Genomic DNA, 26,185 nt, shown 5'->3' with positions numbered 1-26,185 from the left:
CGAGAGGGGCACGTCGCTGACTAGTCGCCGTCCTCCTCGGCCTTCGCCGCCGCGCGCTTGCGCCGCTTGCCCTCGTGCATGGCCTGGACGCGGGCGACGGGGATGGTGCGGCCCTCGGCGACGAGGTCCTCGGGCAGCTCCTGGGGCGCCGGGCGGGCGCCGGGGTCGGCCCAGGGGTCGGGGCGGTCGGGCGCGGTCCGCACGGTGATCTCCGACGGCACCACGGTGTCGAGCTCGTCCCACGACACCGGGAACGACACGGGCAGCCCGGGCCGCACGCGCGGGCTGTGGACCGCGACGACGGTGGACCCGCCCGCGCGGGTGGGGTCGACGAACACCTTCCCGCCGCGGTCGGCGCGGATGAACGCCGTGGTGGCGATGGCGGGGTCGAGGCGCTCGGTGCGCGCGGCGAGCGCGCGGGTGGCGCCGGCGACGTCCTCATGGGTCGGGCCGGGCGCGAGCGGGACGAGGATGTGCACGCCCTTCGCGCCGGTCGTCTTCACGACGCCGACGAGGCCCGCGTCGTCGAGCGCCCGCCGCACCAGGTGCGCCGCGGCCACGACGGCGTCGAAGCCCGCGTCCTCGGGCGGGTCGAGGTCGAGCACGAGGTGCTCCGGCGTCGCCATCGACGCCGCGCGGACGAGGGTCGGGTGGTACTCGATCGCGCGCTGGTTGGCGAACCACAGCAGGGTGCGCCGGTCGTCGCAGAGCGCGTAGGCGACCTCGCGGTGCGACGACTCGGCCCAGAACGACACCGTGCGTACCCACTCCGGCGCGTACTTCGGGACGTTCTTCTGCATGAACGGCTTCTGCCCGCGCAGCGCGCGCACCACCGAGAGCGGGCGCCCGGCCAGCGCCGGCAGCAGCCGCGGCGCCACGGCGTCGAGGTAGTCCACGAGCTCCCGCTTGGTCACCCCGGCGCCGGCGAACAGCTCCTGGTCCAGGTTCGTCAGGGCGACGCCGTCGCGCTCCTCACCCTCGTCCCGCCCGCCGGATCCGGTTCGCGCCACCGCGTCACCTTCCTGCGCCCGGGCGGGCCCGGCAAGCCACCCCGGGGGCCCGGCGCGGTGATCGTCGGATGAGAGAGTCCCCGCCCGGCAGCCAACGTTGGGCCACGGAGCGCAGCGGGAGACCACCCGGACAGACCACTCGTCCGTGGCCCCCGGCGTGCCGTTGAAGGGGAGGCGCCGCGGGCAGCGGCGCAGACCGTCGGGAGGAGCACGGTGGGTCGGCACACCTGGATGGACGGGGCGCGTGACGGCGCCCGGCGCGCGCGGCGTCGGGTCGGTCAGCGGGCCGCCGCGATCGGCCTCGGGCTGGTCGCGATCGCGGGCCTGGGTGGTGTCGGCGCGGTGGCGATGGCCGCTCCGGCGACGCCCGCGGCGGTCTCGCCCTGCGAGGCGGCGGTGAAGGCCTGCGCCCGCCTGTCGACGAACGAGGCGTGGCTGACCGACGGCGCCGGCACCGTGCTGCGCGGCCCGGTGCCGATGAACCACGGGGCGCCCGGCAAGGAGACCCCGACCGGCATGTTCGCCGTGCAGCGCAAGGAGGAGGTCCACCTCTCCAAGGAGTACGACGGCGCGCGCATGCCCTGGTCGGTGTTCTTCGACGACAACGGCCGCGCCTTCCACGGCGGCGACCCCTCGCGCCAGTCGGCCGGCTGCGTCCGCATGGCCGACCCCGACGCCCAGGCCTTCTTCAACGGCCTCGAGGTCTACGACAAGGTCCAGATCCTCCCGTAGCCATGTGAGCAGTTGTCACGCCTATAGCCGTGACAACTACTCACATGCGCTTGAGCCGCAGCGAGCGCAGGCGGTTGAGGGCCGCGGCGACCTCGTGGCGTCGGGGACGGGCGATGTCCTCCGACCGGCCGTCGAGCAGGGCGTCCAGGCCCCGCCGGTCGAGCTCGGCATCGAGCAGGTCCAGCCCCTCGGACAGCGTGATCGTGCCGTCGAGGACACCGTCCCCGAGCAGCGCCAGCGCCCGCCCGATGCCCGCCACCTGGGACCGGTCGGTGATCTGCTCCACGGCGGTGAGGTCGATGTCGTCCTCGCCGAAGGTCAGCCGGTCGCGGCCCCGCGCGCTGACCCTCCGCTTGCCCCGCGCCGTCGGGTCGAGCGACGAGGGGTCGACGACGCGCGGGCTCACCGCCGGGAAGCCGGTGTGCTCCACCGCGCGCGACGGGCCGGCCGCGGCGATCTCGTGGGCGCGCGCGGTGACGTCCGAGGCGCGGTAGGCGTCCATCATCACCACGGTGTCGGCGACGCCGAGGTAGTCGCCCGACCCGCCCATCACCAGCACGGTCGACACCCCGTGCTCGGCGTGCAGCGGCCGCACCCGCTCCACGAACGGCACGAGCGGCTCGGTCGCGATCAGCTGCTGCATCCGGGCGTCGCGGATCATCATGTTCGTCGCCGACGTGTCCTCGTCGATGAGCAGGACGTCCGCGCCCGCCTCCACCGCCTCGACCGTCGACGCCGCCTGGCTCGTCGAGCCCGAGGCGTTGGTGGTGGAGAAGTCGTCGGTGGGCTCGCCGGAGGGCAGGTGCGCGACGAACGCGGACACGTCGTCGTGGACCACCGCGCGCCCGTCCTCGGCGCGCAGCTTCACCGCGTCGGGCCGCGTGACGACCTGCTCGCGGCCGTCGCCGGGCACGTGGTCGTAGACGCCCGCCTCGATCGCGCGCAGCAGCGTCGACTTGCCGTGGTAGCCGCCGCCGACGATCAGCGTGACGCCCTCGGGCACCCCGAGCCCGCTCACCTCGCCGGCGTTCGGCGCGGTCAGCGTCACGCGCAGCGCGTCCGGGCCGGCGAACGGGGTCGCGTCCTCCATCGGCCGGTCGTCGACGCCGCTGCGCCGCGGCAGCACCGCGCCGTCGGCCACGAACGCGACGAGCCCGCGGTCGGCGAGCGCGCCCCGCAGGGCCACGGCGTCCTCGACGGTCTCGACGAACCGCCGCGCCGCCGCGTGGTCGGCGCCGTGCACCGCCTCCCGCACCGCGGCCGGGAGCGTGTCGCCGAGCAGCGTCGCGGCCTCGCGCCCGAGGATGCGCCGCTTCGGGCCCGGGAACGGCACCCCGACCTCGAGCACCACGACACCGTCGTCGCGGACGGTGCCGGCGCTGCGGTCGAGCACCTCGGGCCCCCCGGCGTCGACGGTGACCGGGGTGCCGCGCAGCGCCCGGCGCAGCCCGCGCAGCAGGGAGGACGCGAGCGCGCGGCGCCGATCCGGGGTGGCGTACAGGTCGGCGGGCAGCCCGGCGTCGGTGACGGTGAGCCGCACCCGGCTCGGCGGCGCGAACGGGTCGGCCTGGACGCGGAGCACCTCGAGCTCGACGCCGGCCACCCGCCAGGCGCCGGTCAGCGACTTGTAGCGCCCGTAGCTCGCACCGTCGAGGGAACGCAGGGACGCGGCGAGGTCGTCGCGGGGAGCCATGGTCGGCATGGTGCCCACGCGGCCGGCACCTCACGCCCGTCGCCCGATGGGTCGGTGCCCGCGCGGCCTCGGCCCGACCGCGGAACCACCTCGGTGTCCGATTCGTTCTCTGTACGGAAGGCGGATGTTGACTGTCCGGAGACACCCGGGTGCGGCGAGTGGCCGGCACCGCAGGAGAATCCGGACGAACGCGTCGCTCACGAGGCCGTGGCGGCGCGGGACGGGGGGCGAGCGTGAGCGTCGAGAGCACCAGGGAGACCGGCGGCGCATGACCACGATCCGGCCGATGCGTCGCGACGACGTCCCCGCGGCGGCCGCCCTGTTCGAGCGCAGGTCGCGCTCCGGCACCACGGAGGCGCCGGCTGCGCTGGTGTCGTTCCTGGAGCGCCAGTCCTTCGACGCCCCGTGGCGCGACGACGACCTCCCCTCCCTCGTCGCCGAGGACCGCGACGGGCGCCTCATCGGCTTCCAGGCGGTCAACCCGCGTCGGCTGCGCGTCGACTCCCGGCCGGTGCGCCTCGCGTGCGGCGGGCCGATGGTGATCGACCCGGACCACCCCGGCACCGGCATCCTCCTCACGCGCGCCTTCCTCGCCGGGCCGCAGGAGGTGACCCTCACCGACGGGGCCTCCGACTCGATGCACCACCTCTGGACCACCCTGCGCGGGCGGGTGCGGGTGGCGGCGTCGTTCCAGTGGCAGCGGATCCTGCGTCCCGGCGGCGCCGTCGCGGCCCTGCTCCGCGAGCGCGGACGCGCGCTGCCGCGCCCCGCGGGCCGGGCCGTCGCCGCCGGCGACGGGCCGCTGCGGCGGCTGCCCCGCGTCGGGGGACGGCTGCGCGCCACGCCTCCCGAGGACCTGACCGCCGAACCCCTCACGGTCGAGGCCCTGCTCGAGCAGATGAGCACGGCCCCGCGACGCTGGCGACTGTTCCCCGACTACGACGAGCGCTACCTGCGGTGGCTGTTCGACGAGCTGGAGGCGGTCACGCCCGTCCGCGGCCGCCTCGTCGCGCACCTGGTGCGCACCGGCGCCGGCCGCGTCGCGGGCTGGTACGTGTACTTCCTGCCGGTGGGCGGCACCGCCCAGGTCCAGCAGATCGCGTCGACGGGGCCCGACCCCGGGCCCGTGCTCGACCACCTCCTGGCCCACGCCGACGCGCACGGCGCCGCGGCGGTCGCGGGCCGGGTCGAGCCGTCGCTGGTCGCCGCCGTCCGGCGGCGCCGGTGCCTGATCCGTCCGGCGACGTGGTCGCTGGTCAACGCCGACGACGACGGGCTCCTGGGGCTCCTCGAGTCGTCCGACGCACTGCTCACCCGCCTCGACGGGGAGTGGTGGATGGCCCCACACCTGCTGTGGCGAGGAGGGAACCCCGCATGAGCCTGACCGTCTACTCGACGTGCCCGCAGTCCAAGGACGTGCCGGCCGCCGACTACCTCGACGCGGTCGCCGCGACCGCGCGGTGGAGCGAGGAGGCGGGCTGCGCGGGCATGCTCGTCTACACCGACAACGGCATCGCCGACCCGTGGCTGGTGGCCCAGACGGCGATCGCCGCGACCGAGCACCTCGCCCCGCTCGTCGCCGTGCAGCCGGTGTACATGCACCCGTACACCGCGGCGTCCATGGTCTCGTCGCTCGCGTACCTGCACGGGCGCGCGGTGCACCTGAACATGCTGGCCGGGGGGTTCCGCCACGACCTGCTCGCGCTCGGCGACACCACCGAGCACGACGACCGCTACGCCCGCACCGTCGAGTACACGCAGATCCTCACCGCCCTGCTGCGCGGGGAGACCGTGACCCGCCAGGGACGGTGGCACACCGTGGAGAACCTCAAGCTCGCCCCGGCCCTGCCGCCCGAGCTGATGCCCGAGGTGCTGATCTCGGGCTCGTCGCCCGCCGGGCGCGCCGCGGCGGCGGAGATCGGCGCGACGCCGATCCGCTACCCGGAGCCGCTGGGCACCGCGTCCGACGACACCGCCTCGGGGGGCGGCGTCCGCATGGGGATCATCGCCCGCGACGACGCCGACGAGGCCTGGCGCGTCGCCCACGAGCGCTTCCCCGCCGACCGCAAGGGCCAGGTCGCGCACGCGATGGCCATGCGCGTCTCGGACTCGCACTGGCACCACGAGCTCACCGCGGCCGCGGGGAAGACCACGCCCCGGGCGGACCTCGACGCCGAGCCCGAGCCCTACTGGCTCGGCCCGTTCGAGAACTACCAGTCGTTCTGCCCCTACCTCGTCGGCTCGCACGACCGGGTCGCCGCCGAGGTCGCCCGCTACCTCGAGCGCGGTACGGAGGTGTTCGTGCTGGACATCCCGCCCGCACCCGAGGACCTCGGGCACGCCGGCGAGGTGTTCGCCCGGGCCGGGGCGGCGGTGCGGGCGTGAGCCGGCACCTGCAGGACCTCCTCGCCGACTCCGCGCAGCGGTTCGCCGACCGGCCCGCCCTGGTCGGCGCCGACGAGACGATGACCTACGCCGACCTCGACGGGGCGGTGAACCGGGTCGCGCACGTGGTGCTCGGCCACGGCCTGACGCCGGGCGCGCGGGTGGCGGTGCTCGCGGAGAAGGCGCCGTGGACCATCGCCGCGCTGATCGGGACCCTGCGCGCGGGCGGCGCCTACGTCCCCGTCGACCCCGCAGGGCCGGCGTCGCGGGTCGCGCGGATCGTGGGCGCGGCCGAGCCCGAGATCGTGCTCGTCGACGCGGCGTCGCGCGCGCTGCTCGACGAGGTGCTCGCCGAGCTGCCCGGGAGGCCGCCCCTGGTCGGGGCCCTCGATGAGCAGGAGGGCGTCGCGTTCGGCCGGGAGGACCTGTTCCTGGCGCCGACCGCGAGCCCGGGCGTCGCGCCCGTCGACCTCGCGCACCTGCTGTTCACGTCGGGCTCCACGGGCGTGCCCAAGGGCGTGATGATCACCCACGACACCGTCCTCGCCTTCGTCGACTGGGCGCTGCGCCACTTCGGCACCCGCCCCGGCGACCGCGTCTCCGGGCACCCGCCGCTGCACTTCGACCTGTCGACCTTCGACATCTACGCGACGCTCGCCGCGGGCGCCGAGCTGCACCTCGTGCCGGCCGCGCTGGGCATCGACCCACGCGGCACGGCAGCGTTCATCCGTGACCGGGCGCTGACCCAGTGGTTCTCGGTGCCCAGCGTGCTGACCTACCTCGCGCGCTTCGACGCCGTGGCCCAGGACGACTTCCCGGCGCTCGAGCGGCTGCTGTGGTGCGGCGAGGTGCTGCCGACGCCGGTGCTCGCGCACTGGATGCGGCGCCTGCCGCACGTGCGGTTCACCAACCTCTACGGGCCGACCGAGGCGACCATCGCGTCGTCGTGGTTCGACGTGCCCGAGGTGCCGCCCGACGAGACCGTGCCGGTCCCGATCGGCCGCGCCTGCGACGGCGAGGAGCTGCGCGTCCTCGACGAGGACATGGCCCCGGTGCCGGCCGGCGAGGTGGGCGAGCTGTGGATCGGCGGGGCCGGGCTCTCGCCGGGCTACTGGCGGGACCCGGAGAAGACGGTCGCGGCGTTCGTCCCCGACGCCGACGGCGAGCGGCTCTACCGCACCGGCGACCTCGCGCGGGTCGACGACGCCGGCGTCGTCCACTTCCTCGGGCGGGTGGACTCGCAGGTCAAGAGCCGCGGCTACCGCATCGAGCTCGGCGAGATCGAGGCCGCGCTCGCGACCGTGCCCGGCATCCGCGAGTGCGCGGTGGTCGGCATCGACACCGGGGGCTTCGAGGGCACGACGATCTGCGGCGCCTACTCGGTGGCCGAGGGCCACGTGCTGCCCGCCACCGACGTGCGGCGCCGGCTCACCGAGCTGGTGCCGAAGTACATGGTGCCCGCGCGGTGGGCCGAGATGGAGGACCTGCCGCACAACGTCAACGGCAAGATCGACCGGCCGGCGCTGCGGGAGCGCTTCGCGCCCGCTCCCGCGACGACGGCCGCGACAGGAGGACGATGAGCATGACCGAGGAGGCCACCGCCGGGGCCCTCGTCGAGCGCCTGACCGACCTGGTCCGCGACCAGCTCGGCGTCGAGGTGCCCTCGCCCGGGACCGACCTGGTGGCCGAGGGCCTGCTCGACTCCCTGGCGCTGGTGACGCTGATCGTCGGGATGGAGGACGCGTTCGGCACGCGGCTGCCGCTCGACGACTTCGACATCGACCGGTTCCGCAGCGTCGACGCGATGGCCGACTACCTCACCGAGGTGGGGGTGACGGGGTGACGGGCGCGCGCCGCCGCTGCTCGTAGGCTGCCGCCCGTGATCGTCGGCCTGACCCTCGCGGTCCTCGCGCTCGCGCTGGCGTGGGCGCTGTGGTGCGGGGTGTCGGCGGCCCTCGGCCAGGCCCCGACGCGCAACCACCGCCTCGGGCTGGTGGTGCTCGAGGGCGTCGCGCTGGTGCAGGCGGTGGTCGTGGTGGTCGCGCTCGCCGTCGCGGGCGGGCGCACTGCCGGCGCGGTCGTCGAGATCGTCGGGTACCTCGTCGCGTCGCTGATCGTGCTGCCGATCGGGGCGGCCCTCGCCCAGTCGGAACGGACCCGGTACGGCTCGGTGGTGCTCGCGGTCGCGGGCGTGACGCTCGCCGTGCTGTCGCTGCGCACCGGGCAGGTGTGGACGGTGACGGGTGGCTGAGCGTCGCCTGTCGGCGGGGCCCGGGCGGGTGCTGCTGGTCGTGTACGTGGTGTTCGCGATATCGGCGGGCGCGCGGGCCGTCTACCAGATCGCGGTGCAGTTCGAGCGCGCGCCGGAGGCCTACGTCCTCTCGGCGTTCGCGGCGGCGGTCTACCTCGTCGCGGCGGTCGCGCTCGGCCGGGGCGCGCGGCGGGTGGCGCTGGCGGCCGTGGTCGTGGAGCTCGTCGGCGTGCTCGGGATCGGGACGTTGTCGCTGCTGCGGCCGGAGGACTTCCCCGACCCGACGGTCTGGTCGGACTTCGGCGTCGGCTACGGCTTCGTCCCCGTCGTCCTGCCGATCCTGGGGCTGCTCTGGATCCGCCGCGCTTCACGTGCGTGATCTTCTGAGCCATGGCTCAGGAGATCACGCACGGAGGAACGCCTGCAGCGCGCCGGTGACCAGCGCGGGGTGCTCGAGGTTCGGGTAGTGCCCGGCGCCCGGGACCTCGACGACGCGCCCGCCGGCGGCCTGCGCGACCTCGCGGGCCATGCGTCGGTGGTCGGGGCTGTCGAGCAGCCCGACGACGGCGAGGACGGGCAGGCGCAGCGTCGGGACCCGGGCGGTGGCGCCGGGCACCGGGGTCGGCAGCACCGGCGCGCCGTCGGGGACGTGGTGGTCGAGCGTGTCGTCGGTCATCCGCCGGACGTGGGCGAGCACGTCCGGCGCGACGTCGGCGAGCGGGCGCCCGACGCCGAAGCCCAGCTCCAGGAAGATCGCGGTCCAGAGCGCCCGGTCGCGGGCCTGTTCGGCGGCCGCCCACCGGGCGAGCAGGTCGAGGGTCGCGGGGTCGCGGAACTCCGCGCCGCTCGCGCCCGCGCCGCTGACCACCAGCGCCGTCACCAGCTCCGGCGCCTCGAGGGCGAGGTCGACCGCCACGCTCGCACCGAGCGAGACGCCGGCGACGGCCGCGGGTCCGACGTCGAGGTGGCGCAGGAGCGCGGCGACGTCGTCGACGTGGCGGAAGGGCGCGGTCGGGGTCGGCGACGCGCCGTGGCCGCGCAGGTCGGGGGCGATCACGCGGTGGGTGCGGGCGAGCGCGGCGATCTGGGGGTCCCAGAGGCGGTGGTCCAGCGCGCCGCCGTGCAGGAGGACGACGGGCGGGCCGGTGCCCCGGTCGACGTGGCTCAACACGACACCCAGGGTGTCATCTCGCGGCGCCGCATGACAACATGGGTGTCATGCACGAGCCCGGTTCCCGCCTCGCCGCGGTGTTCGACGTCCTCGGTCCGCTCTACCGCCGCGGGGTGCGGGCGGTCGAGCAGGAGGGCGGGATGCCGGTCGGGGTGCGCGCGGTGCTCGACGCCCTCGCCGGGTGCGGGACGGCGACGGTGCCGGCGCTGGGGCGCACGCTCGCGCTCTCGCGCCAGTTCGTGCAGCGCTCGGTCGACGACGCCGGCGAGCGCGGGTGGGTCCGCACGCGGGAGAACCCGGCGCACCGCCGCTCGGTGCTGGTGGCGCTCACGCCCGCCGGGGAGCAGGTGCTCGCCGACGTCCGCGACGCCGAGCGCCGGGAGCTGGGGAACCTGGAAGCCGACCTCGACACCCACCTCGACCCGGGCGACCTCGACGCCTGCCTGCGCGTCCTCCGGGCCCTGAGCACGCGCCTGTTGGACCACCCCTCGTGAGCGATGTTCTGAGCTATAGCTCAGAAGATCACGCACGTACGTCAGCCCAGCCCCGTCCCCTCGACGCCGCGGCGCCAGTAGCCGTCGAGGTCCACGGCGGCGGTGGGCAGCAGCGCGCGCAGGCGCCGGCGCACCGGCCGCAGCGCCCCCGCCTCGGCGCCCATCCACGCGAAGCCCTCCCCCGCCGGCGGGGTGAACGCGGCGACCCCGTCGTCGAGCAGCGTCGTCGTGCCCGGCGCGGCACCCTCGCGGTGGCGCCAGTCGACGGTCACGTGCGCCGGCACCTCGCCGAGGTAGGCCTCCTCCGCGGCGTCGGCGACCTCGACCACCACGTGCACCGGCACCGCCGGCAGCCGCGACACCCACCGCGCGAGCGCCGGCAGCGCCGTCTCGTCGCCGCCGAGCAGGTACCAGTCCCGGGCCTCGACCGACGTGCTCGACCGCGGCCCGTGCAGCCACAGCGCCCCCCGCGGGTCCTCGACCCACGCCCCGGCCAGCCCGGCGCCGTGGCGCACGAGGTCGATGTCGACGACGCCGGTCCCCGGGTCGTGGGCGCGCAGCGTGTACTCGCGGTAGGGCCGCGGCCCGCCCGCGGGCGGCACGACGAGCCCCCGCGCGTTCAGCGTCGGGGCGGGCGGCTCCTCCCCCGGCGCGGCCGGGAAGAAGACCTTGGCGTGGTCGGTCGGCCCGGTCACCGGCAGGTCGTGCACGTCGCCGGCCAGGCGCACCCGGCGCATCCGCGGGGTCAGGTCGACGACGTCGACGACCTCGACCCGCCGCGGGCGCACCACGTCGGGCGGGTGCTCGACGTGCGAGACGATCGGGGCGTCGCGGACCACCATGGGACTCACGCTAACGCCGCGCCCGGCCGGCACTCCGGGGCGCCGCGCGACGGCGTCAGCGGACGCGGTAGCGCAGGTGCACCGCTCCCTTGTCGAACCGGCGCTCGTCGACCAGCTCGAGCCGCAGCCGCAGCCCCGGGGGCAGGAACGGCGTGCCGCCGCCGACGACGACCGGGACGACGATCGGCCCGATCTCGTCGACGAGCCCGGCCTGCAGGGCCGCGGCGGCGAGTCCGGGGCCGTCGACGGTGAGGTCGCCGTCGCCGTCCTTGAGCTCCTGCACGGCGGCGGGATCGAACTCGCGCACGAGGCGGGTGCGCTCGCTCGACACCGATCCGAGGGTGCGCGAGTAGACGATCTTGTCGGCCGCCTGCCACGTCTTCGCGTACTCGACGATGAAGTCGGGCGCGTCCGGGAGGTCGTGCGCGGTCTCCCAGAAGACCATCGTCTCGTACATGCGCCGCCCGTAGAGGTAGGTCCGCACGGGCCGGGTGATCTCCTCGGCGTAGCGGTGCAGCTCCGCGTCGTCGGGCATCTCCCAGCCGAAGTCGCCGTCGGCGTCGGCGACGTAGCCGTCGAGGGTCGTCATCATCGAGTACATCAGCCGGCCCATCGTCGCGCCCTCCACCGATTGCAAACCACAACTGGTCCGTGAGCGTAGCGGTCGTGCTAGGACTCGGGAATGGTGTCCGAGCTCGTCGCGGCCGTCGGCGCCGCGCACGTCGTGGCCGGCGACGACCCGTCCGTCGCGGACCTCTGCGCCGACGAGGCGCTGGGCGTGCCCGCGGGCAAGCCGGCGTGGGTGGTCTGGCCCGCCGACCGCGACGAGGTGGCCGCGGTCGTGCGCGCCGCGCGGGCGGCCGGGATGTCGGTGACGGCGCGCGGCGCGGGCACCGGGCTCTCCGGCGCGGCCACCCCCGACGACGGCGCGGTGCTCGTGTCGTTCGCGCGGATGGACCGGATCCTCGAGGTCGACCCCGTCGAGGCCGTCGCCGTCGTCCAGCCCGGCGTCCCCCTCACCGCCCTCGACGCCGCGGCGCGCGAGCACGGGCTGACCTACCCCGTGCACCCGGGCGAGCAGTCGGCGTCGCTGGGCGGCACGGTCGCGACCAACGCCGGCGGCATGCGCGCGGTGCGCTACGGCGTGACCCGCTCGCACGTCCTCGGGCTGGAGGCGGTGCTCGCCGACGGGTCGGTCGTGCGCACCGGCGGCCGGCTGGCCAAGATCTCCTCGGGCTACGACCTCACCCAGCTGCTCGTGGGTTCGGAGGGCACGCTCGCGCTGGTCACCGAGGTGACCGTCCGCCTGCACCCCCACCTGCCCGCGCGGCGCACCGTGCTCGCGCCCTTCCCGTCCGCCGAGGCCGTCACCGCCGCCGTCGGGCGCGTCCTCGCCACCGGGCTCGCGCCGACGATCTGCGAGTACCTCGACGGCCCGACGATGCGCGCGGTCTGCGCCGCCGCCGACCTCACCCTCGGCCTGCCCGAGGAGCTCCTCGACGCCGACCACCTGCTCGTCGAGCTCGCCGGACGGCGCCCGGACCGGGTCGACGAGGACGCCGAGGAGCTCGCGGGCCTGCTCGCCGAGCTGGGCGCCGCCGACGTGTTCGACCTGCCCGTGGGCTCGGCGCGCCGCCTCGTCGAGGCCCGGGAGGGCGCGTTCTGGGCGGTGAAGGCCGCGGGCGCCGACGAGATCGTCGACCTCGTCGTGCCCCGCTCGGCCATGGCCACCTTCCTCGCGCGGGCCCGGGCGGCCGGCGACGCGCACGGCGCGCGGGTGCTGGGCTGCGGGCACGCCGGCGACGGCAACGTGCACCTCGCCGTGTTCCAGCCCGACCCCGAGCGGCTCGGGGCGACCCTGCACGACGTCTTCGCCGCCGGCGTCGCCCTGGGCGGTGCGGTGTCGGGCGAGCACGGCGTCGGGCGCGCGAAGGCCCACGCGCTCGAGACCTTCGGCGACCCCGCCGCCCTCGACGTGCTCCGGCGCGTCCGGGCGGCGCTCGACCCCGACGGCGTGCTCAACCCCGGCTGCGCGGTGCGGTTGTCCGGCGGGCGGTGACCGCCGACACTGGTGAGGATGGGCAACGATCTCCCGGCCGATCCCCCCGCCGACCCCGAGGTCCTCGTCATCGGTGCGGGCTTCGCCGGCCTCTACGCGATCCACCGCCTGCGCAGCCTCGGGTTCGCGGTGCACGGGCTCGAGGCGGCCGACGGGGTCGGCGGCACCTGGTACTGGAACCGCTACCCGGGCGCCCGGTGCGACTCCGAGAGCTACTACTACTGCTACTCCTTCTCGCGCGAGCTCGAGCAGGAGTGGGACTGGACCGAGCGCTACCCCGGCCAGGCCGAGATCCTCGCCTACCTCGAGCACGTGGCCGACCGCTTCGACCTGCGCCGCGACATCTCCTTCGCGACGCGCGTCCTCGGCGCTCGCCGCGACGAGGCCGCCGGCCGCTGGGTGGTCGAGACCGACCGCGGCACGTGGACCTGCCGCTGGCTCGTCACGGCCGTCGGGTGCCTGTCGTCGGCGAACGTCCCCGACATCCCCGGCCTGGACAGCTTCGCCGGCGAGTGGCACCACACCGGGCAGTGGCCGCACGAGGGCGTCGACGTCACGGGCCGGCGGGTCGGCGTCGTGGGCACCGGGTCCACCGGCATCCAGGCCATCCCGGTGCTCGCCGCGGCGGCCGGGCACCTGACGGTCTTCCAGCGCACGGCGAACTACAGCATCCCGGCCCGCAACGCCCCGCTGTCGGCGGCGGAGGCGGCGGGCTACAAGGACGACTACGCCGCCATCCGCGCGATCCAGCAGGCCTCCACCAACGGGCACCCGTTCGTCGTCAGCGACGTCGACGTGCTCGCCCTGCCCGACGACGAGCGCCGCGCCCTGTTCGAGCGGGCGTGGGAGCGCGGCGGGCTGCGGTTCCGCGCGGCGGTGCGCGACGTGCTCACCGACCCGGCGGTCAACGAGACGGCGTCGGAGTTCATCCGCTCGAAGATCCGCGAGACGGTCGACGACGCGGCCACCGCCGAGGCCCTGAGCCCCCGCGACCACCCGTTCGCCACCAAGCGCCCGCCGATCGACACCGACTACTTCGCGACCTACAACCAGGAGAACGTGTCGCTGGTCGACGTGCGCGCCGACCCGATCGCCGCGATCACGCCGGACGGGGTGCGGCTGGCCTCGGGCGCGGAGCACCCGCTCGACGTGCTGGTGTTCGCGACGGGGTTCGACGCCCTGTCCGGCCCGCTGCTGCGCCTCGGCATCCGCGGCACCGGCGGGGTGGCGCTCGCCGACGCGTGGGCCGAGGGCGCGGCGACCTACCTGGGGCTGGGCGTCGCGGGGTTCCCGGACCTCTTCACGATCACCGGGCCCGGCAGCCCCTCGGTGCTCACCAACATGCCGACCTCGATCGAGCAGCACGTCGACTGGATCGCCGACCTCCTCGTGCACCTGCGCGCCCACGACCTCACCGCCGAGCCGACCCCGGAGGCGCAGGCGCGCTGGGCCGAGCACGTCCGCGAGGCCGCCGACGCGACGCTGCTGCCCCAGGCCGCCAGCTCCTGGTACCTGGGCGCAAACGTGCCGGGCAAGCCGCGCGTGTTCCTGCCCTACGCCGGCGGGTTCGCGCGGTACCGCGCGATGTGCGACGCCGAGGCGCAGGCCGGCTACCCGGGCCTCGCGCTGCGGGCGCGGCAGGAGCGGGCGAGCGCCCGAGGCGCGTGATCGTGGCGGTTTCCCTGACGTCTGACGCCAGCGTGGACGCCAGGCTGACACACCCCGTGCCTCACGCGGTCTGGAGGGCCGGGCGGTCGGGGTGGTCGGCGCGGACGACGAGGTCGGCGACGGCGACCGGGTCGACCTCGTCCTCGTAGCGGGCGTAGGCGGGCAGGGTCCAGGCCTCGTCGGCCGGGGTCCGGCGCTGCAGCACCGTCGCCGAGAGGGCCAGGTGCACCGTGAGGTCAGCGGGCAGGCCGCGGCCGAGCAGCAGCGGGCCGTCGACCACCACCACGCCCGCCGCCGGCAGCGCCACGCGGGACGCGCGGGCCGCCCGCTCCACCTCGACGTCCCACAGCCGCGGCAGCACCTCGCCGCTCCCGCCGGGACCGAGCGGGCCGAGCACCTCGCGGACCAGGGCGCCCGCGTCGAGCCAGTCGTCGTAGAACGCGTCCGGGTCGGTGCGCCCCCGCTCGAGGCGCACCGACGCGGGGCGCAGGAAGTCCCACGCCGACACCCGCACCACCGGCCGCGAGCGCACCCGCAGCGGGTCGACCAGCGCGTCGGCGAGCACCTCCGGGCGCGCCGGCGGCGCACCGTCGACGAGCACCCGCACGTGCCCCGGCCCGACGCGCTCGATCGCGCCGACGAGCTCGTCGGCGAGGGCCTCGGGGGTCAGCGGGCGGATGGGCATCGCGGGCCACGATGCCCTGCCCGCCGCCGCTACGCCTGCGCGCCCCCGCGGACCGCGTCCTGGTCCTCCTCCGACGCCTGGTCGGCCTCGTCGAGCGCGGGATCGCGCGGGTGCATGGTCAGCAGGGCGAGCAGCGACACGACCGCGCACGCCAGGATGTAGATCGAGATCCAGAAGCTCGACCCGGTCGCCGCCAGGATCGCGGCCGCGATGAGCGGCGCGGGCCCGCCCGCGGTGATCGACGCCAGCTGGTAGCCCAGGCCGGCGCCGGTGTAGCGGATGCCGGTGCCGAAGCTCTCCGAGATCAGCGCCGCCTGCGGGCCGTACATCATGTCGTGGAAGACCAGGCCGAGGATCATCCCGAGCAGCACGAGGCCGCCGACCCGGGTGTCCAGCAGGGCGAAGTACGGGAACGCGTAGAGCCCCGTGAGCACCACCCCGATCCCGTACACGAGCCGGCGCCCGATCCGGTCGGACAGCCACCCGAAGAACGGCACGCTGACGATGCCGATGCACGCCGCGATGATGAGGTAGAGCAGCAGGTCGCTGCGCTCGAGCTTGAGCTTCTGGGTGCCGTAGACCAGCACGAACGAGGTGAACAGGTAGAACGGCGCCTGCTCGGCGGTGCGCACCAGCAGGGCCTTGAGGACGTCGCGCCACTGGGTCTGCAGCGTCTCGACCAGCGGCAGCTTGGCGACCTTGCCGGACGTCTTGACCTGCGCGAACGCCGGCGACTCGAGGACCGTCAGGCGCACCCACAGCCCGATGCCGATGAGCACGACGCTGGCGATGAACGGGACGCGCCAGCCCCACTCCAGGAACTCGGGGCCGGAGAAGAAGTAGACGACCGCGGTGCCGAGCGCGAGACCGATCGGCACGCCGGTCTGGGGCCAGGCCGCCATGAGGCCGCGCTGGCGCCGGTGGCCCCACTCCATGGCCATGAGGACCGAGCCGCCCCACTCACCGCCGACGCCGATGCCCTGCAGGATCCGCAGCAGCGTCAGGATGATCGGCGCGGCGACGCCGATCGTCTCGTAGGTCGGCAGGAGGCCGATGATGACGGTGGCCCCGCCCATGAGCAGCAGCGTCGCGACGAGGCTGTACTTGCGGCCGATGCGGTCGCCGTAGTGCCCGAAGATCGCCGCGCCGATCGGCCGGGCGGCGAAGCCGACGAACTGCGTGGAGAACGCCAGCAGGACGCCGCCGGCCTCGGAGTTGTTGAAGAACAGCGGGCCGAAGACGAGTGCGGCCGCGGTGTTGTAGAGGAAGAAGTCGTACCACTCGATCGTGGTGCCGACGGTGCTCGCGACGACGGCCCGGCGCTTGAGCGCCCGACGGTCGACTCCGGCGGGAACGGTGCTCATGCGAGAGTATGTTCGCGATCACGCGGCGTCGCGGCAAGACCTCACACGCACCACACGCCGCTGGTCCGTTCAGATCACGGAGAAGCGATCGGTCAGCTGCTCTCCGTCATCGCTCGAGATGAGGCAGCTGACCTGCCGCCCACCCGACACCGGCCCGGTGGACTGCGGGTCCGCGAACGCGGCGCGGCTCGGCACGATCGCCGTCATGCGCAGGTCGTCGCGGTCGACACCGCCGGCGGCGGGCACCAGGAGGTCGGAGTCGACGTAGAGGGCGCAGAACTCTCGCCCGAACGCCGCGAGCGCGGCCTCTCCGGGGTAGGACACCGGGCGTCCCTCACCGATCGGCGCGACCGTCGCGACCACCTCGACGTCGTGGGGGTTGCCGCACTGCTCGTCGGCGGCCGGGCCGAACCCGTCGCCCGGGGCGACCTGCCCGCGGGCGCACTGGCCCTCGAACAGGGTGAACGCCGCGAGGTCGCCGTCCGGCCCGAACGTGAGGACGTCCGGGTCCGCGGCGAACGGGCGCCATCCGCCCATCAGCGCCCCGGCCAGCAGCACCACGAGGACGGCCGCCACGGCCCCGGCGGCCACCACCACGCGGCGCGACACGGCCGGGCGCGCCGTCCCCCCGGCGCTCAGTTCTCCTGCTCCACGCGCAGCGCCTGCTCCTCCGCCGTGCCCGGCTCGTTGTCGATCGCCGCGACCTCGCCGATCGCGTCGTCGCTCGGCAGGCCCGTCGGCTCCGCGGCGTCCACCGCGGACGAGACGCCGAGCTCGACCTCGTGCCGCTCGTCGGCGAGCACCTCGCCCGCGGTGGCCCCGTCGGCCCCGTCGGCGTCGAGCACGACACCGCCGCCGACACCGTCCACCGCGTTCGCCGGGTCGTCGACGGACTCGTCGAGCTCGTCGATCGGCGTCGCCGCGAGCGGACGGTCCGGCGGCTGCTCGGCCGTCGGCTCCGGCTCCTCCTGCGGCAGGCGGTAGTCGATGCTCGGGGAGGTCTTCTCCCACTCCTGGGTGCCGCCCAGGCGCACGTCACGGCTGTACCCCTCGGGGGCGTCCATGCCGTCCTCGAGGGGGTCCGCGCCCATGCGGTCCTCGTCCATGACGACCGCCGGCTCGGTGTCCAGCGCCGACACGTCGTTGTCCAGGACGGCCTCGCCCCGTTCGACGGACTCCTCGCTCACGCGACCTCGCTCCTCGGGTGTGACGACGGCGGACATCCTCCGCCGTCCCCGTGCCCTTCCCCCCACCGGCCCCCGCCATGCCGTCGGCGCGGCCGGTGACGGCGGCGCGGCGACGAGCGGCGGTGACCGACGTACCGACACGGACACCGGGTGTCCGTGACGGCACGTCGCCGGCACGCCTCAGCCGCGGATGCGCGTCTCGCTGTCGCCCCACTCCTTGGCGCGCAGCTCGAACTTCTGGATCTTGCCGGTCGAGGTCTTGGGCAGCTCGGCGACGACCTCGACGTCCCGCGGCGCCTTGTAGCGGGCGATGACGCCCTTGACGTGCTCGATGATGTCGTCCGGCTCCGCGGACTGGCCCTGGCGCAGGACGACGAAGGCCTTGGGGCGCTCGCCGAAGCGGTCGTCGGGGACCCCGACCACGGCGGCCTCGAGCACCGCGGGGTGCGAGAGCACCGCCTGCTCGACCTCGACGGTGGAGATGTTCTCGCCGCCGGAGATGACGACGTCCTTGGCCCGGTCGCGCAGCTCGACGTAGCCGTCGGGGTGCATGACCCCGAGGTCGCCGGAGTGGTACCAGCCGCCCGCGAAGGCCTTGGCGGTCGCGTCGGGGTCGCGGTAGTAGCCCGACATGACGTTGTTGCCGCGCATGACGATCTCGCCCATGGTCGTCCCGTCGGCCGGGACGTCGACCAGCTCGACCGACGCCCAGTCGGTGACCTCGCCACCCTCTCCCGTCGCCCCGCTCGCCTCGTCGGGCAGGACCTCGACCACCCGCAGCGGCTCGGTCTGCAGCATCCCGACGCCCTGGCGGGCCTGGAGCCTCGCGCGCGCGTGCTCCTCGAGCCCGCGCCACTCCTCCTGCCACTGGCACACCGAGTACGGCCCGTAGGTCTCGGTCAGCCCGTAGACGTGGACGATCCGGAAGCCCATCTTCTCCATCTCGAGGATGGTGGTCGGGCTCGGCGGGGCGCCGGCGGTGGTGACGACCAGCGCGTAGTCCAGCGTCCGCGCCTCCGCCGCGTTCATGATGGTGGTGACGACGGTCGGGGCGCCGTTGAGGTGGGTGACCCGGTGCTCGCCGATGAGGCCCCAGATGGCGTCGCCGCGGACCTCGCGCAGGCAGACGTGCGTGCCGCCGATCGCCGTGATCGCCCACGGCGTGCACCAGCCGTTGCAGTGGAACATCGGCAGCGTCCAGAGGTAGACGCTCGACGGGTCGTGGTAGCTGTGCACGATCTCGCCGAAGGAGTTCAGGTACGCCCCGCGGTGGTGGTACTGCACGCCCTTGGGGCGTCCGGTGGTGCCGCTCGTGTAGTTGATGCTGATCGTCGAGCGCTCGTCGTCGACCGCCCAGGGCAGGTCCTCCCCGGTCTCGCCGCGGGCGAGCAGGTCGTCCCAGGTGGTGCCCTCGACGGCGCTGCCCGCGTCGGGGCCCTGCGGGTCGACGAGCGTGACGACCTCGCGCACCGTCTCCAGCGAGTCCGCGATCGGCTCCACGGTGCGGCGCAGCGCCGAGTCCACCACCAGCACGGTCGCGCCGGAGTGGTCGAGGATGTAGCGCACCTCCTCGCTCGACAGCCGCGTGTTCACGGCGACGAGCACCGCGCCCGCCAGCGGCACCCCGAAGTGGGCGACGAGCATCGCCGGCACGTTCGGCAGCAGGCACGCCACACGGTCGCCGGGCCCGACGCCGCTCGCCCGCAGCCCGCGGGCCAGGCGCTGGGCCTGCTCGGCGAACTGCGCGTAGGTCGTGCGGTCTGTGCCGTGGACGATCGCGACCTTGTCCGGGTAGACGTCGGCGGAGCGGCGCAGGAAGGCCAGCGGCGTGAGCGGGGTGATCCAGGTCTCGGGCGCGGTCACGCCCGGATCATCGCGCCTCGGCGGGGTCCGGCGCGAGGGTCCGGGCCGGACGGTCCGCGACGGCGGCCAGGTCGGTCACGAGCGCGGCGACGAGCGCCGCGCGCTCGGGCATGCGGGTCACGTCGACCCACTCGTGCTCGGCGTGCGGACCCCCGCCGACCGCGCCCAGCCCATCGAGGGTCGGCGTACCCGCGGCCGCGCACAGGTTGCCGTCGGACACCCCGCCGACCGCCGCCGACCCGGGCCACGCGACGTCGAGCCGCGTGCAGCACGCGCGGGCGGTGGCGAGCAGGTCCTGCGCCTGCGCGGCCTCCATCGGTGGCCGGTTCACCCCGCCCGCGACCCGTGCCCCCAGGCCGGCCTCGGTCTCGACCAGCGCCCGCAGGCCGCGATCGACCCGCTCCTGGGCGGCGAGGTCGGCGCAGCGCACGTCGACGGTGACCCGGGCGGCGTCCGGGACGGTGTTGCGGGTGGTCCCCGCCGCGGCGAGCGTCGGGGTCACCGTCGTCGTGTCGTCGGCGAGCTCGTCGAGACGCGTGACGATCCGCGCGAGGTCGCGCAGGGCGTTGTGGCCGGCGTGCGGTTCGAGGCCCGCGTGCGCCGCGCGGCCGGCCACCTCGATCTCGTAGAACGACCAGCCCCGGCGGGCGTGCTTGAGCGCGCCGCCGTCCGCGCTGCCCTCGAGCACGAGCGCCGCGCGCGCCTCCGCCGCGGCCGCGGTGACGGCGGGACCGCCGACCGCGGATCCGACCTCCTCGTCGGCGGTGACCACGAACGCGACGGGCACGCCGGCACCGACCTCCTGCAGGGCGGCGAGCGCGTGCAGTCCCTGGACGAGGCCCGCCTTCATGTCGAAGACCCCCGGCCCGGTCGCCCGGCCGTCGGCGACGGTGAACGGCCGGCGGTCCAGCGTGCCCCGCGGCCAGACGGTGTCGAGGTGCCCGACGAGCAGGACCGGCGCCGCCGCGGCCGGACCGAGACGCCAGAGCAGGCCGCCGGGCTCCCCGTCCGGTCCCCCGTCGAGCTCGGTCGGGTCGACGCCGAGCCGCGCGGTCCCGATCTCCGCGAGCACGTCCCGGCAGGCGCGCAGCGCGGTCGGGTCCGACGACGGCGACTCGGCGACGACCAGCCGTTCCAGGTCCGCGACCATCGCGCCGGCGCGGCCCTCGAGGCGGTCGCGGAGCCCGGCGGTGTCGGCGGTGTCGTCGGTGTCGTCGGTGTCGGCGTCGGCGAGCGGCACGGGTCCAGCGTCTCCCGCCGTCGTGGCTGCCATGCTTGGCCGTCCCACCAAGACCGGGAGCCGAGTGCCGTGGACCCGCACAACCCCGATCCGCTCGCGGCGCCCGCGGTGCTCGCGTCGGTCGTCGAGGCCCTCGCCCCGGACGGGCTCGCGGTCCTGGCCGCACCCGACGGGCTGGACGTGCCCGTGCGGGCGCTCGCGGTCCACGAGGACGGCGTGGCGCCGCCCGCGGGCGCGGACCTGTGGCTCCTGCCGGGACGCCGGGCGGACGCCGAGGGGCTCCCGGCCGTGCTCGCCGTGGTCGAGGCGGCCGCGGAGGCCGGTGCGGTCGCCGTGGTCGCCCGCGGCCGGACGAGGGCGCCGGACAGGGCCGTCGCCCGGGCCCTGACCGGGAGTGCCCGCACGCACGGCGTCGCCGTCCTCGCCCTCGCGCCCGACCGCGAGTGGGCCGACGTCGTCGGACGCCTCCGAGCGGTGCTCGCGACCGCGGCGGGTCCACCTCCGCCGCCCGGCGCGGTGCTGGGGCGCCAGCAGGACCTCGCCGGGCTCGCGGGCGGTCTCGCGGAGCTGACGGGCGGCTCGGTCATGATCTTCACGCCGTCCCAGCGGCTGCTGGCCGCCTCCCGGCTCACCGCCGCCGACGACGAGGTGCGGCGTGGCGCGGTGCTCGACCGGGCGGGGCCCGCGGAGTACCGGCGCCGGCTGGCCGAGACCGGGTTCTACCGGCGGTTGTGGTCCGACGAGGGCGTCGTGGCGGCGGACGCGGTGCCCGAGCTGGGCGCTCGGCGGCGGCTGGCGATCGCGATCCGGGCGGGCGACGAGAACCTCGGCTCGATCTGGGTCGCCGAGGGCGACGGCCCGCTCGCGGAGAACACCGGGGCGTTGCTGCGCGAGGCCGCCGGGGTGGCCGCCGGCCGGCTGCTCGGACGGGACTCGGAGGACCTCGCCCGGCGCCGGCTCGCGGAGGAGCTGCTCGGGCGGCTCCTGCTCGGGGAGGCCGACCCGGCCGCCGTCGCCGGCCATCTGGGCACCACCCCGGACGCGCCGGCCGTCGTCGCCGTGGTCGAGCCGGTGACGCCCGGCGACGACGACGGGACGGCGCTGCACCGCGTCCGGGAGGAGGCCCTGCGCACCCTCGCCGGCTACGGGCGGCGGGCGGTGGCCACCGTGGGGCCGCGGCGGGTGGTCCTCGTCCTGCTCGAGGCACGCTCGGCGGCCGGTGCCCGGCGCGACCTCGCGACGCTCACCGACGCCGTCGCCACGACGGTCGGCGTGCCGCTGCGCGTCGGTGTCGGGGGCCACGCCGCGGACCTCGGGGCGGTCGCGGCGTCCCGTCGCACGGCGGAGCTCGTGGTGCGCGCGCTGGCCCGCCGGAACGAGCACGGGTGCGCGGACCTGGACGAGGTGTGGGCGTCGGCGGGCGTCGTGGCGCTGGCCGACGCCGCGCGTCGCGACCCGCACTGGCACCACGGCCCCGTCACCGCCCTGCGGGCGCACGACGTCCGGCGCGGCACCGACTACACGGCCTCGCTGGCCGCCTACCTCGCGGCGTTCGGGGACGTCGCCGTGGCGGCACGCGCCCTCGACGTGCACGCCAACACCCTGCGCTACCGGCTGGCACGCCTGCCCGAGCTCGCCGGCCTCGACCTCGCCGACCCCGACCAGCGCCTGGCCGCCGCGGTGGCCCTGCTCGTCGAGCCCGCGGAGCTTGGCGCATCCGACGAAGGATGAGCGCGGACCCTGTCCGCGTCGACGAGCACCGGGGTGGTCCGCGCTCGGCACACTCCTGCGCACCGCTCACCAGGGAGGTCGCCGCGTGTCCGCCGAGACGTCAGTTGCCCGTCAGGAACAGCGCGGCCCGTCGCGGCGGATCGCCGTGGTCACGGTGGTGGTGCTGTTCGTGACGTGGCTCGTCGACTACATCGACCGCCTGGTCATCACCCTCGCCCTGCCCGAGATCGGCGCCGAGTTCGGGGCGGGCGAGACCCTGCAGGGCCTCGTCCTCACCTCGTTCTTCGTGACCTACGCGCTGTTCCAGATCCCGGGCGGGATCCTCGCCGACAGCTGGGGCGCGAAGCGGACCATGCTGGTGGCCGCCGCCGGCTGGTCGGTGTTCACCGCGGCGTGCGGGCTCGCCCGCGGCCTCTGGTCGATGATCGTCATCCGGGCGGTGTTCGGCGTCTTCCAGGGCATCTTCCCGGCCGCGTCGATCAAGGCGATCAGCGAGCGGACCACCCGCGCCCAGCGCATGACCGCCAACGGGGCGATGTCGGCGTCGAACCCCCTCGGCTCGGCCATCGCCCCGGTCGTCGCCGCCCCGCTGATCCTCGCGCTGGGCTGGCGTGGCGCGTTCTTCGCGGCGGCCGTGCTCGGCGTGCTCATGGTGCTCGTCCTGTGGCGGGGCCTGCCGCGCCGCCTGACCCCGGCCGAGGCGGGCACCGCCGACGAGCAGGACGCCGGGCTCCCCGAGCAGGTCCCGCCGAGGCAGGCCCTGCGACTGCTGCGGTCGTCGGTGATGTGGCGCTTCACCCTGATGTTCTGTGGCTTCAACATCATCGGCTGGGGCCTGGTGTCGTGGGTCCCGTCGTTCCTGCGCGAGACCAAGGGCGTGTCGCTGACCGGGGCGGGGCTGCTCTCCGGGGTGCCGTGGGTGGGCGCGGCGATCAGCATGGTGCTCGGCGGCGTGATCTTCGACCGGTGGATGCGCGGCAACCACCGCCGCGTCGTCGTGCCCGTCATGCTGGTCACCGCGGTGCTCCTGCTGCTCATGGTGCAGGCCGACAGCGCCGTCGAGTTCGTGGCCTGGGAGACCTGCGGGACGCTCGTCATGTACCTCGCGTACATGCAGATCTTCGGCCTGCCGCTGCGGATGCTGCCGGCGCGCTACGCCGGTGTCGGCGGCGGGATGGTCAACTTCGGCGGCCAGTTCGCGGGCGCGATCTCGCCGTTCGTCATGGGCGCCCTGGCCGAGGCGTTCTCGTACGAGGTCGCCTTCACGTTCCTCGTGGTCGGGGCGGTCATCGCGATCGTCGGGGCGCTCGTGACGCCGCAGACGCCCGAGGCGTTCCGCGCGGCACTCGGACGGCACGTGCAGGAGAGCACGACCTAGTCGGCCAGCCAGCACCCCGCGGCGACGAGCACCGCCTCGACGGCGCGGCGCAGCACCGGGTCGAGCGCGGTCGGCACGAAGTGCGGGCTGTGCACGCCCGGGGCGCGCCCGCTCGCCACGGCGGCCTCGGGCTGCTGCGCGTCGGCGGCGTAGAGGTCCGGGTCGAGCCCACCGAAGTTCCAGAACACCGACGGCACGCCGGCGGCCTCGCCGAAGCACCCGAAGTCCTCGCTGCCCGAGCGGCGCGGGGCCTCGTGGACGGCGTCCTCGCCGAACGCCGCCGCGAACGCCGCCCGCACCCGCTCGGTGGCCTCGACGTCGTTGACCAGCAGCGGGAAGTCGGTCAGCGGGGCGATGACCGGCTCCTCCGGGGCACCGGCCGCCGCGGCCTCGGCGCGCACGATGCGCTCGACCGCCGCGAGCACCCGCGCCCGCACGTCCGGGTCGAACGTCCGGACGTTGATCTTCAGCTCGGCGCGGTCGGGGATGACGTTCTCCTGGTGGCCCGCGTGCAGCGACCCGACGGTGACCACCGCGGTGTCGGCCGGGGCGACCTCGCGGGCCACGATCGTCTGCAGTCGGAGCACGATCGCGGCGGCGATGACGACCGGGTCGACGGTGACGTGGGGTGTCGAGCCGTGGCCGCCGCGCCCGAGCACGGTGACGCGCAGGCTGTCGGCGGCGGCCATGAACACCCCGCCGCGCGCGTAGAGGTGGCCCGCCGGTGCCGAGGTCACGTGCTGACCGAGGGACACGTCGATCGGCCCGAAGCGCTCGAGGAACCCGTCGGCGAGCATCGCGCGGGAGCCGCCGCCGACCTCCTCGGCCGGCTGCATCACCGCGACGACCGTGCCCGACCAGCCCGAGCGGTCGGCCGCGAGGCAGGCCAGCGCGCCGACCAGCGCCGCCATGTGCGTGTCGTGGCCGCACGCGTGCATCACCGGCACGGTCACCCCGTCGGCGCCGACGGCGGTGTCGCGGCTGCGGTGCGCGACGGTGTCGACCTCGGCCACCGGCAGGCCGTCCATGTCCGCACGCAGCAGCACGGTCGGCCCGTCGCCGTTGCGCAGCACCCCGACCACCCCGGTGCCGCCGACCCCCGTCGTCACCTCGAGGCCGAGCGCGCGCAGCCGCTCGGCCAGCCGTGCGGCGGTGCGGTGCTCGGCGAAGGCGAGCTCGGGGTGGGCGTGCAGGTCGCGGTAGAGCGCGACCACGTCGGGGAGCCGGTCGTCGAGCCCGGTGCCGAGCCGTGCCGTCACGAGGTGCCTCCGTGCGTCGGGGAGGCCCCGTGCTCTCGGCGCTGCGCGTACCCCGGGCGCTCGTCGGACCCCGGTGCGGTGGGCAGGCCCGCCGCGGACCAGGCGCGGAAGCCGCCGGCGACGTCGGTGGCGCGGTGCAGCCCGAGGTCCAGCAGCGCCGCCGCGGCCAGCGAGGACGTGTAGCCCTCGGAGCACAGCACGATCCACTGCTGGTCGTGGTCGGTGACCTCGGCGACCCGCGCGTCGGAGGTCGGGTCGAGGCGCCACTCCAGGTGGTTGCGCTCGATGACGAGGGCGCCCGGCACCGTCCCCTCGTCGAGGCGCTGCCAGCCGGGCCGGATGTCGACCAGTCGGGCGCCGTCGGCCACGGCCGCCGCGGCCTCGTCGGGCTCGAGGCGGTGCAGGCGGGCCCGGGCGGCGGCGAGGAGGTCGTCGACGGTGCTCATGCGGTGCTCATGCGGTGCTCACTCGGGCGATTCTCCCGGCGCGACGAGCTCCGAGCGCGTGCGGCGCAGCACGCCGCCCTCGACCGCGTAGTAGGACATCGCCGACAGCGGCGGCGAGTAGGCGTGGACGCTGACGGCGGTCTCGACGGCCCGGTTGCTGACGTCGTGGACGTGGCCGAGGCCGAAGGCGACGCTGCGGCCGGGGTCGACGACGCGGCGGCGCAGCCCGGGCCCGCGGGCGGCGATCTCCTCGGCCGCGCAGGTGCCGTCGTCCTCGCTGCCGGGGCTCCAGCGCCACTCCGTGAGGGCGCCGCGCACGACCGTCAGCGCGCCGAGCGAGCCGCCGTGGTCGTGCAGCTCGGCGGCCTGGTCGGTGGTCCAGGAGATCAGCCAGACGTCGAGGTGCTCGTCGGCGTGCAGGCGCCGTGACCAGCGGTGGACCGGGTCGACGGTGACGTCGTGGCGACCGGCCCGCCCGTCGACGGCGACCTCGGCGGCGACCTCGCGGGTGAGCGCGACGAGGTCGGCGAGGCTCGCCGGGGTGGGGCCGTCCTGCCAGCGACGACGGTCGGGGCGCCGCGAGCGGGGGCGGGTGAAGGGGCCGGCGGGGGTGGTGGCCGGGCCGGCGGGGGTGGTGACGGGGGTGGGGTGGTCGACCAGGGCGGTCACGGGACTCGTCCTCCGGGGGTGCGGGCGTCCGCGCACGCACCCGGCCGTCGGGGCCGGT

The 26,185-nt window shown here is 75.6% G+C and carries 26 protein-coding genes; 12 read left to right on the top strand and 14 right to left on the bottom strand.

Annotated elements, in window-relative coordinates; genetic code table 11:
• Positions 1-20: 20 nt before the first annotated feature.
• Positions 21-1,010 (bottom strand): non-homologous end-joining DNA ligase, encoded by a 990-nt coding sequence (gene ligD / locus PH190_RS19895; protein WP_274233265.1) that lies wholly within the window; start codon positions 1,008-1,010, stop codon positions 21-23.
• A 213-nt stretch (positions 1,011-1,223) separates the two neighbouring features.
• On the opposite strand from ligD, the gene PH190_RS19890 reads away from it, so the two are divergent.
• The gene (locus tag PH190_RS19890; protein WP_274233264.1) at positions 1,224-1,742 is read left to right on the top strand and encodes a L,D-transpeptidase; all 519 of its coding nucleotides are present in this window, start codon (positions 1,224-1,226) and stop codon (positions 1,740-1,742) included.
• Positions 1,743-1,782: 40 nt separating this feature from the next.
• Here the strand turns inward: PH190_RS19890 and PH190_RS19885 are convergent, their stop codons facing one another.
• Positions 1,783-3,444: an ABC-ATPase domain-containing protein gene (locus PH190_RS19885; protein ID WP_274233374.1), complete on the bottom strand. Its 1,662-nt coding sequence runs from the start codon at positions 3,442-3,444 to the stop codon at positions 1,783-1,785.
• A gap of 259 nt (positions 3,445-3,703) precedes the next feature.
• On the opposite strand from PH190_RS19885, the gene PH190_RS19880 reads away from it, so the two are divergent.
• The 6 genes from PH190_RS19880 to PH190_RS19855 are packed head-to-tail and all read left to right on the top strand — an operon-like array spanning position 3,704 to position 8,450.
• Positions 3,704-4,813 carry a GNAT family N-acetyltransferase gene (locus tag PH190_RS19880; RefSeq protein WP_274233263.1) on the top strand — a complete coding sequence of 370 codons (1,110 nt, stop codon included), beginning with the start codon at positions 3,704-3,706 and terminating at the stop codon, positions 4,811-4,813.
• Positions 4,810-5,820 carry an LLM class flavin-dependent oxidoreductase gene (locus PH190_RS19875; protein ID WP_274233262.1) on the top strand — a complete coding sequence of 337 codons (1,011 nt, stop codon included), beginning with the start codon at positions 4,810-4,812 and terminating at the stop codon, positions 5,818-5,820. The genes PH190_RS19880 and PH190_RS19875 overlap by 4 nt, the downstream gene beginning before the upstream one ends.
• Positions 5,817-7,400 carry an amino acid adenylation domain-containing protein gene (locus tag PH190_RS19870; protein WP_274233261.1) on the top strand — a complete coding sequence of 528 codons (1,584 nt, stop codon included), beginning with the start codon at positions 5,817-5,819 and terminating at the stop codon, positions 7,398-7,400. Before PH190_RS19875 ends, PH190_RS19870 begins: the two co-directional genes overlap by 4 nt.
• Positions 7,397-7,663: an acyl carrier protein gene (locus PH190_RS19865; protein WP_274233260.1), complete on the top strand. Its 267-nt coding sequence runs from the start codon at positions 7,397-7,399 to the stop codon at positions 7,661-7,663. Before PH190_RS19870 ends, PH190_RS19865 begins: the two co-directional genes overlap by 4 nt.
• Before the next feature lie 36 nt (positions 7,664-7,699).
• Positions 7,700-8,071 (top strand): hypothetical protein, encoded by a 372-nt coding sequence (locus PH190_RS19860; protein WP_274233259.1) that lies wholly within the window; start codon positions 7,700-7,702, stop codon positions 8,069-8,071.
• Positions 8,064-8,450, top strand: coding sequence for a hypothetical protein (locus PH190_RS19855; RefSeq protein WP_274233258.1), 387 nt, complete (start codon positions 8,064-8,066; stop codon positions 8,448-8,450). The genes PH190_RS19860 and PH190_RS19855 overlap by 8 nt, the downstream gene beginning before the upstream one ends.
• A 24-nt stretch (positions 8,451-8,474) precedes the next feature.
• Here the strand turns inward: PH190_RS19855 and PH190_RS19850 are convergent, their stop codons facing one another.
• Positions 8,475-9,242, bottom strand: coding sequence for an alpha/beta fold hydrolase (locus PH190_RS19850; RefSeq protein WP_274233257.1), 768 nt, complete (start codon positions 9,240-9,242; stop codon positions 8,475-8,477).
• A gap of 47 nt (positions 9,243-9,289) precedes the next feature.
• Between PH190_RS19850 and PH190_RS19845 the strand changes: the two genes are divergently transcribed.
• Positions 9,290-9,736, top strand: coding sequence for a MarR family winged helix-turn-helix transcriptional regulator (locus PH190_RS19845; RefSeq protein WP_274233256.1), 447 nt, complete (start codon positions 9,290-9,292; stop codon positions 9,734-9,736).
• Between the two features lie 41 nt (positions 9,737-9,777).
• Here PH190_RS19845 and PH190_RS19840 read toward each other — a convergent pair whose 3' ends face one another.
• Together PH190_RS19840 and PH190_RS19835 are read right to left on the bottom strand one after the other, a co-directional pair.
• Complete coding sequence (locus PH190_RS19840) at positions 9,778-10,578, bottom strand: siderophore-interacting protein (RefSeq protein ID WP_274233255.1); 801 nt, start codon at positions 10,576-10,578, stop codon at positions 9,778-9,780.
• Positions 10,579-10,633: 55 nt separating this feature from the next.
• The gene (locus PH190_RS19835; RefSeq protein ID WP_274233373.1) at positions 10,634-11,191 is read right to left on the bottom strand and encodes a dihydrofolate reductase family protein; all 558 of its coding nucleotides are present in this window, start codon (positions 11,189-11,191) and stop codon (positions 10,634-10,636) included.
• 69 nt (positions 11,192-11,260) lie between these two features.
• On the opposite strand from PH190_RS19835, the gene PH190_RS19830 reads away from it, so the two are divergent.
• Both PH190_RS19830 and PH190_RS19825 read left to right on the top strand, forming a co-directional pair.
• Positions 11,261-12,637: an FAD-binding oxidoreductase gene (locus PH190_RS19830; protein WP_274233254.1), complete on the top strand. Its 1,377-nt coding sequence runs from the start codon at positions 11,261-11,263 to the stop codon at positions 12,635-12,637.
• An 18-nt stretch (positions 12,638-12,655) separates the two neighbouring features.
• Complete coding sequence (locus PH190_RS19825; RefSeq protein ID WP_274233253.1) at positions 12,656-14,305, top strand: flavin-containing monooxygenase; 1,650 nt, start codon at positions 12,656-12,658, stop codon at positions 14,303-14,305.
• A gap of 61 nt (positions 14,306-14,366) precedes the next feature.
• On the opposite strand, the gene PH190_RS19820 is transcribed toward PH190_RS19825, so the two are convergent.
• The 6 genes from PH190_RS19820 to PH190_RS19795 form a co-directional block, all read right to left on the bottom strand.
• Complete coding sequence (locus PH190_RS19820) at positions 14,367-14,990, bottom strand: nucleoside/nucleotide kinase family protein (protein WP_274233252.1); 624 nt, start codon at positions 14,988-14,990, stop codon at positions 14,367-14,369.
• 29 nt (positions 14,991-15,019) lie between these two features.
• On the bottom strand, positions 15,020-16,354 hold the full coding sequence (locus tag PH190_RS19815; RefSeq protein ID WP_274233251.1) for an MFS transporter: 1,335 nt from the start codon (positions 16,352-16,354) through the stop codon (positions 15,020-15,022).
• A 69-nt stretch (positions 16,355-16,423) separates the two neighbouring features.
• Positions 16,424-16,963: a hypothetical protein gene (locus tag PH190_RS19810; protein WP_274233250.1), complete on the bottom strand. Its 540-nt coding sequence runs from the start codon at positions 16,961-16,963 to the stop codon at positions 16,424-16,426.
• A gap of 26 nt (positions 16,964-16,989) precedes the next feature.
• Entirely contained in the window at positions 16,990-17,541 is a 552-nt protein-coding gene (locus tag PH190_RS19805) for a hypothetical protein (RefSeq protein ID WP_274233249.1), read from the bottom strand.
• Positions 17,542-17,721: 180 nt separating this feature from the next.
• On the bottom strand, positions 17,722-19,404 hold the full coding sequence (locus PH190_RS19800) for an acyl--CoA ligase family protein (protein ID WP_274233248.1): 1,683 nt from the start codon (positions 19,402-19,404) through the stop codon (positions 17,722-17,724).
• 7 nt (positions 19,405-19,411) lie between these two features.
• Positions 19,412-20,644, bottom strand: a complete 1,233-nt coding sequence (locus PH190_RS19795; RefSeq protein ID WP_274233247.1) for a M20/M25/M40 family metallo-hydrolase — start codon at positions 20,642-20,644, stop codon at positions 19,412-19,414.
• A 69-nt stretch (positions 20,645-20,713) separates the two neighbouring features.
• Between PH190_RS19795 and PH190_RS19790 the strand changes: the two genes are divergently transcribed.
• Together PH190_RS19790 and PH190_RS19785 are read left to right on the top strand one after the other, a co-directional pair.
• Entirely contained in the window at positions 20,714-22,375 is a 1,662-nt protein-coding gene (locus tag PH190_RS19790; protein ID WP_274233246.1) for a helix-turn-helix domain-containing protein, read from the top strand.
• A gap of 85 nt (positions 22,376-22,460) precedes the next feature.
• Entirely contained in the window at positions 22,461-23,753 is a 1,293-nt protein-coding gene (locus PH190_RS19785) for an MFS transporter (protein WP_274233245.1), read from the top strand.
• Here PH190_RS19785 and PH190_RS19780 read toward each other — a convergent pair.
• Genes PH190_RS19780 through PH190_RS19770 form a run of 3 tightly spaced genes read right to left on the bottom strand, consistent with a single transcriptional unit; the run spans position 23,750 to position 26,127 of the window.
• Positions 23,750-25,012 carry an amidohydrolase gene (locus PH190_RS19780; RefSeq protein ID WP_274233244.1) on the bottom strand — a complete coding sequence of 421 codons (1,263 nt, stop codon included), beginning with the start codon at positions 25,010-25,012 and terminating at the stop codon, positions 23,750-23,752. The two genes, PH190_RS19785 and PH190_RS19780, sit on opposite strands and share 4 nt — an antisense overlap.
• Positions 25,009-25,458: a rhodanese-like domain-containing protein gene (locus PH190_RS19775; protein ID WP_274233243.1), complete on the bottom strand. Its 450-nt coding sequence runs from the start codon at positions 25,456-25,458 to the stop codon at positions 25,009-25,011. The genes PH190_RS19780 and PH190_RS19775 overlap by 4 nt, the downstream gene beginning before the upstream one ends.
• Positions 25,459-25,476: 18 nt before the next feature.
• Positions 25,477-26,127 carry a cysteine dioxygenase gene (locus tag PH190_RS19770; protein ID WP_274233242.1) on the bottom strand — a complete coding sequence of 217 codons (651 nt, stop codon included), beginning with the start codon at positions 26,125-26,127 and terminating at the stop codon, positions 25,477-25,479.
• Positions 26,128-26,185 lie beyond the last annotated feature (58 nt).

Origin of the sequence: Actinomycetospora straminea (genome assembly GCF_028737255.1) — a bacterium.
GTDB lineage: Bacteria > Actinomycetota > Actinomycetes > Mycobacteriales > Pseudonocardiaceae > Actinomycetospora > Actinomycetospora straminea.
This window is presented reverse-complemented; position numbering and strand designations above follow the sequence as displayed.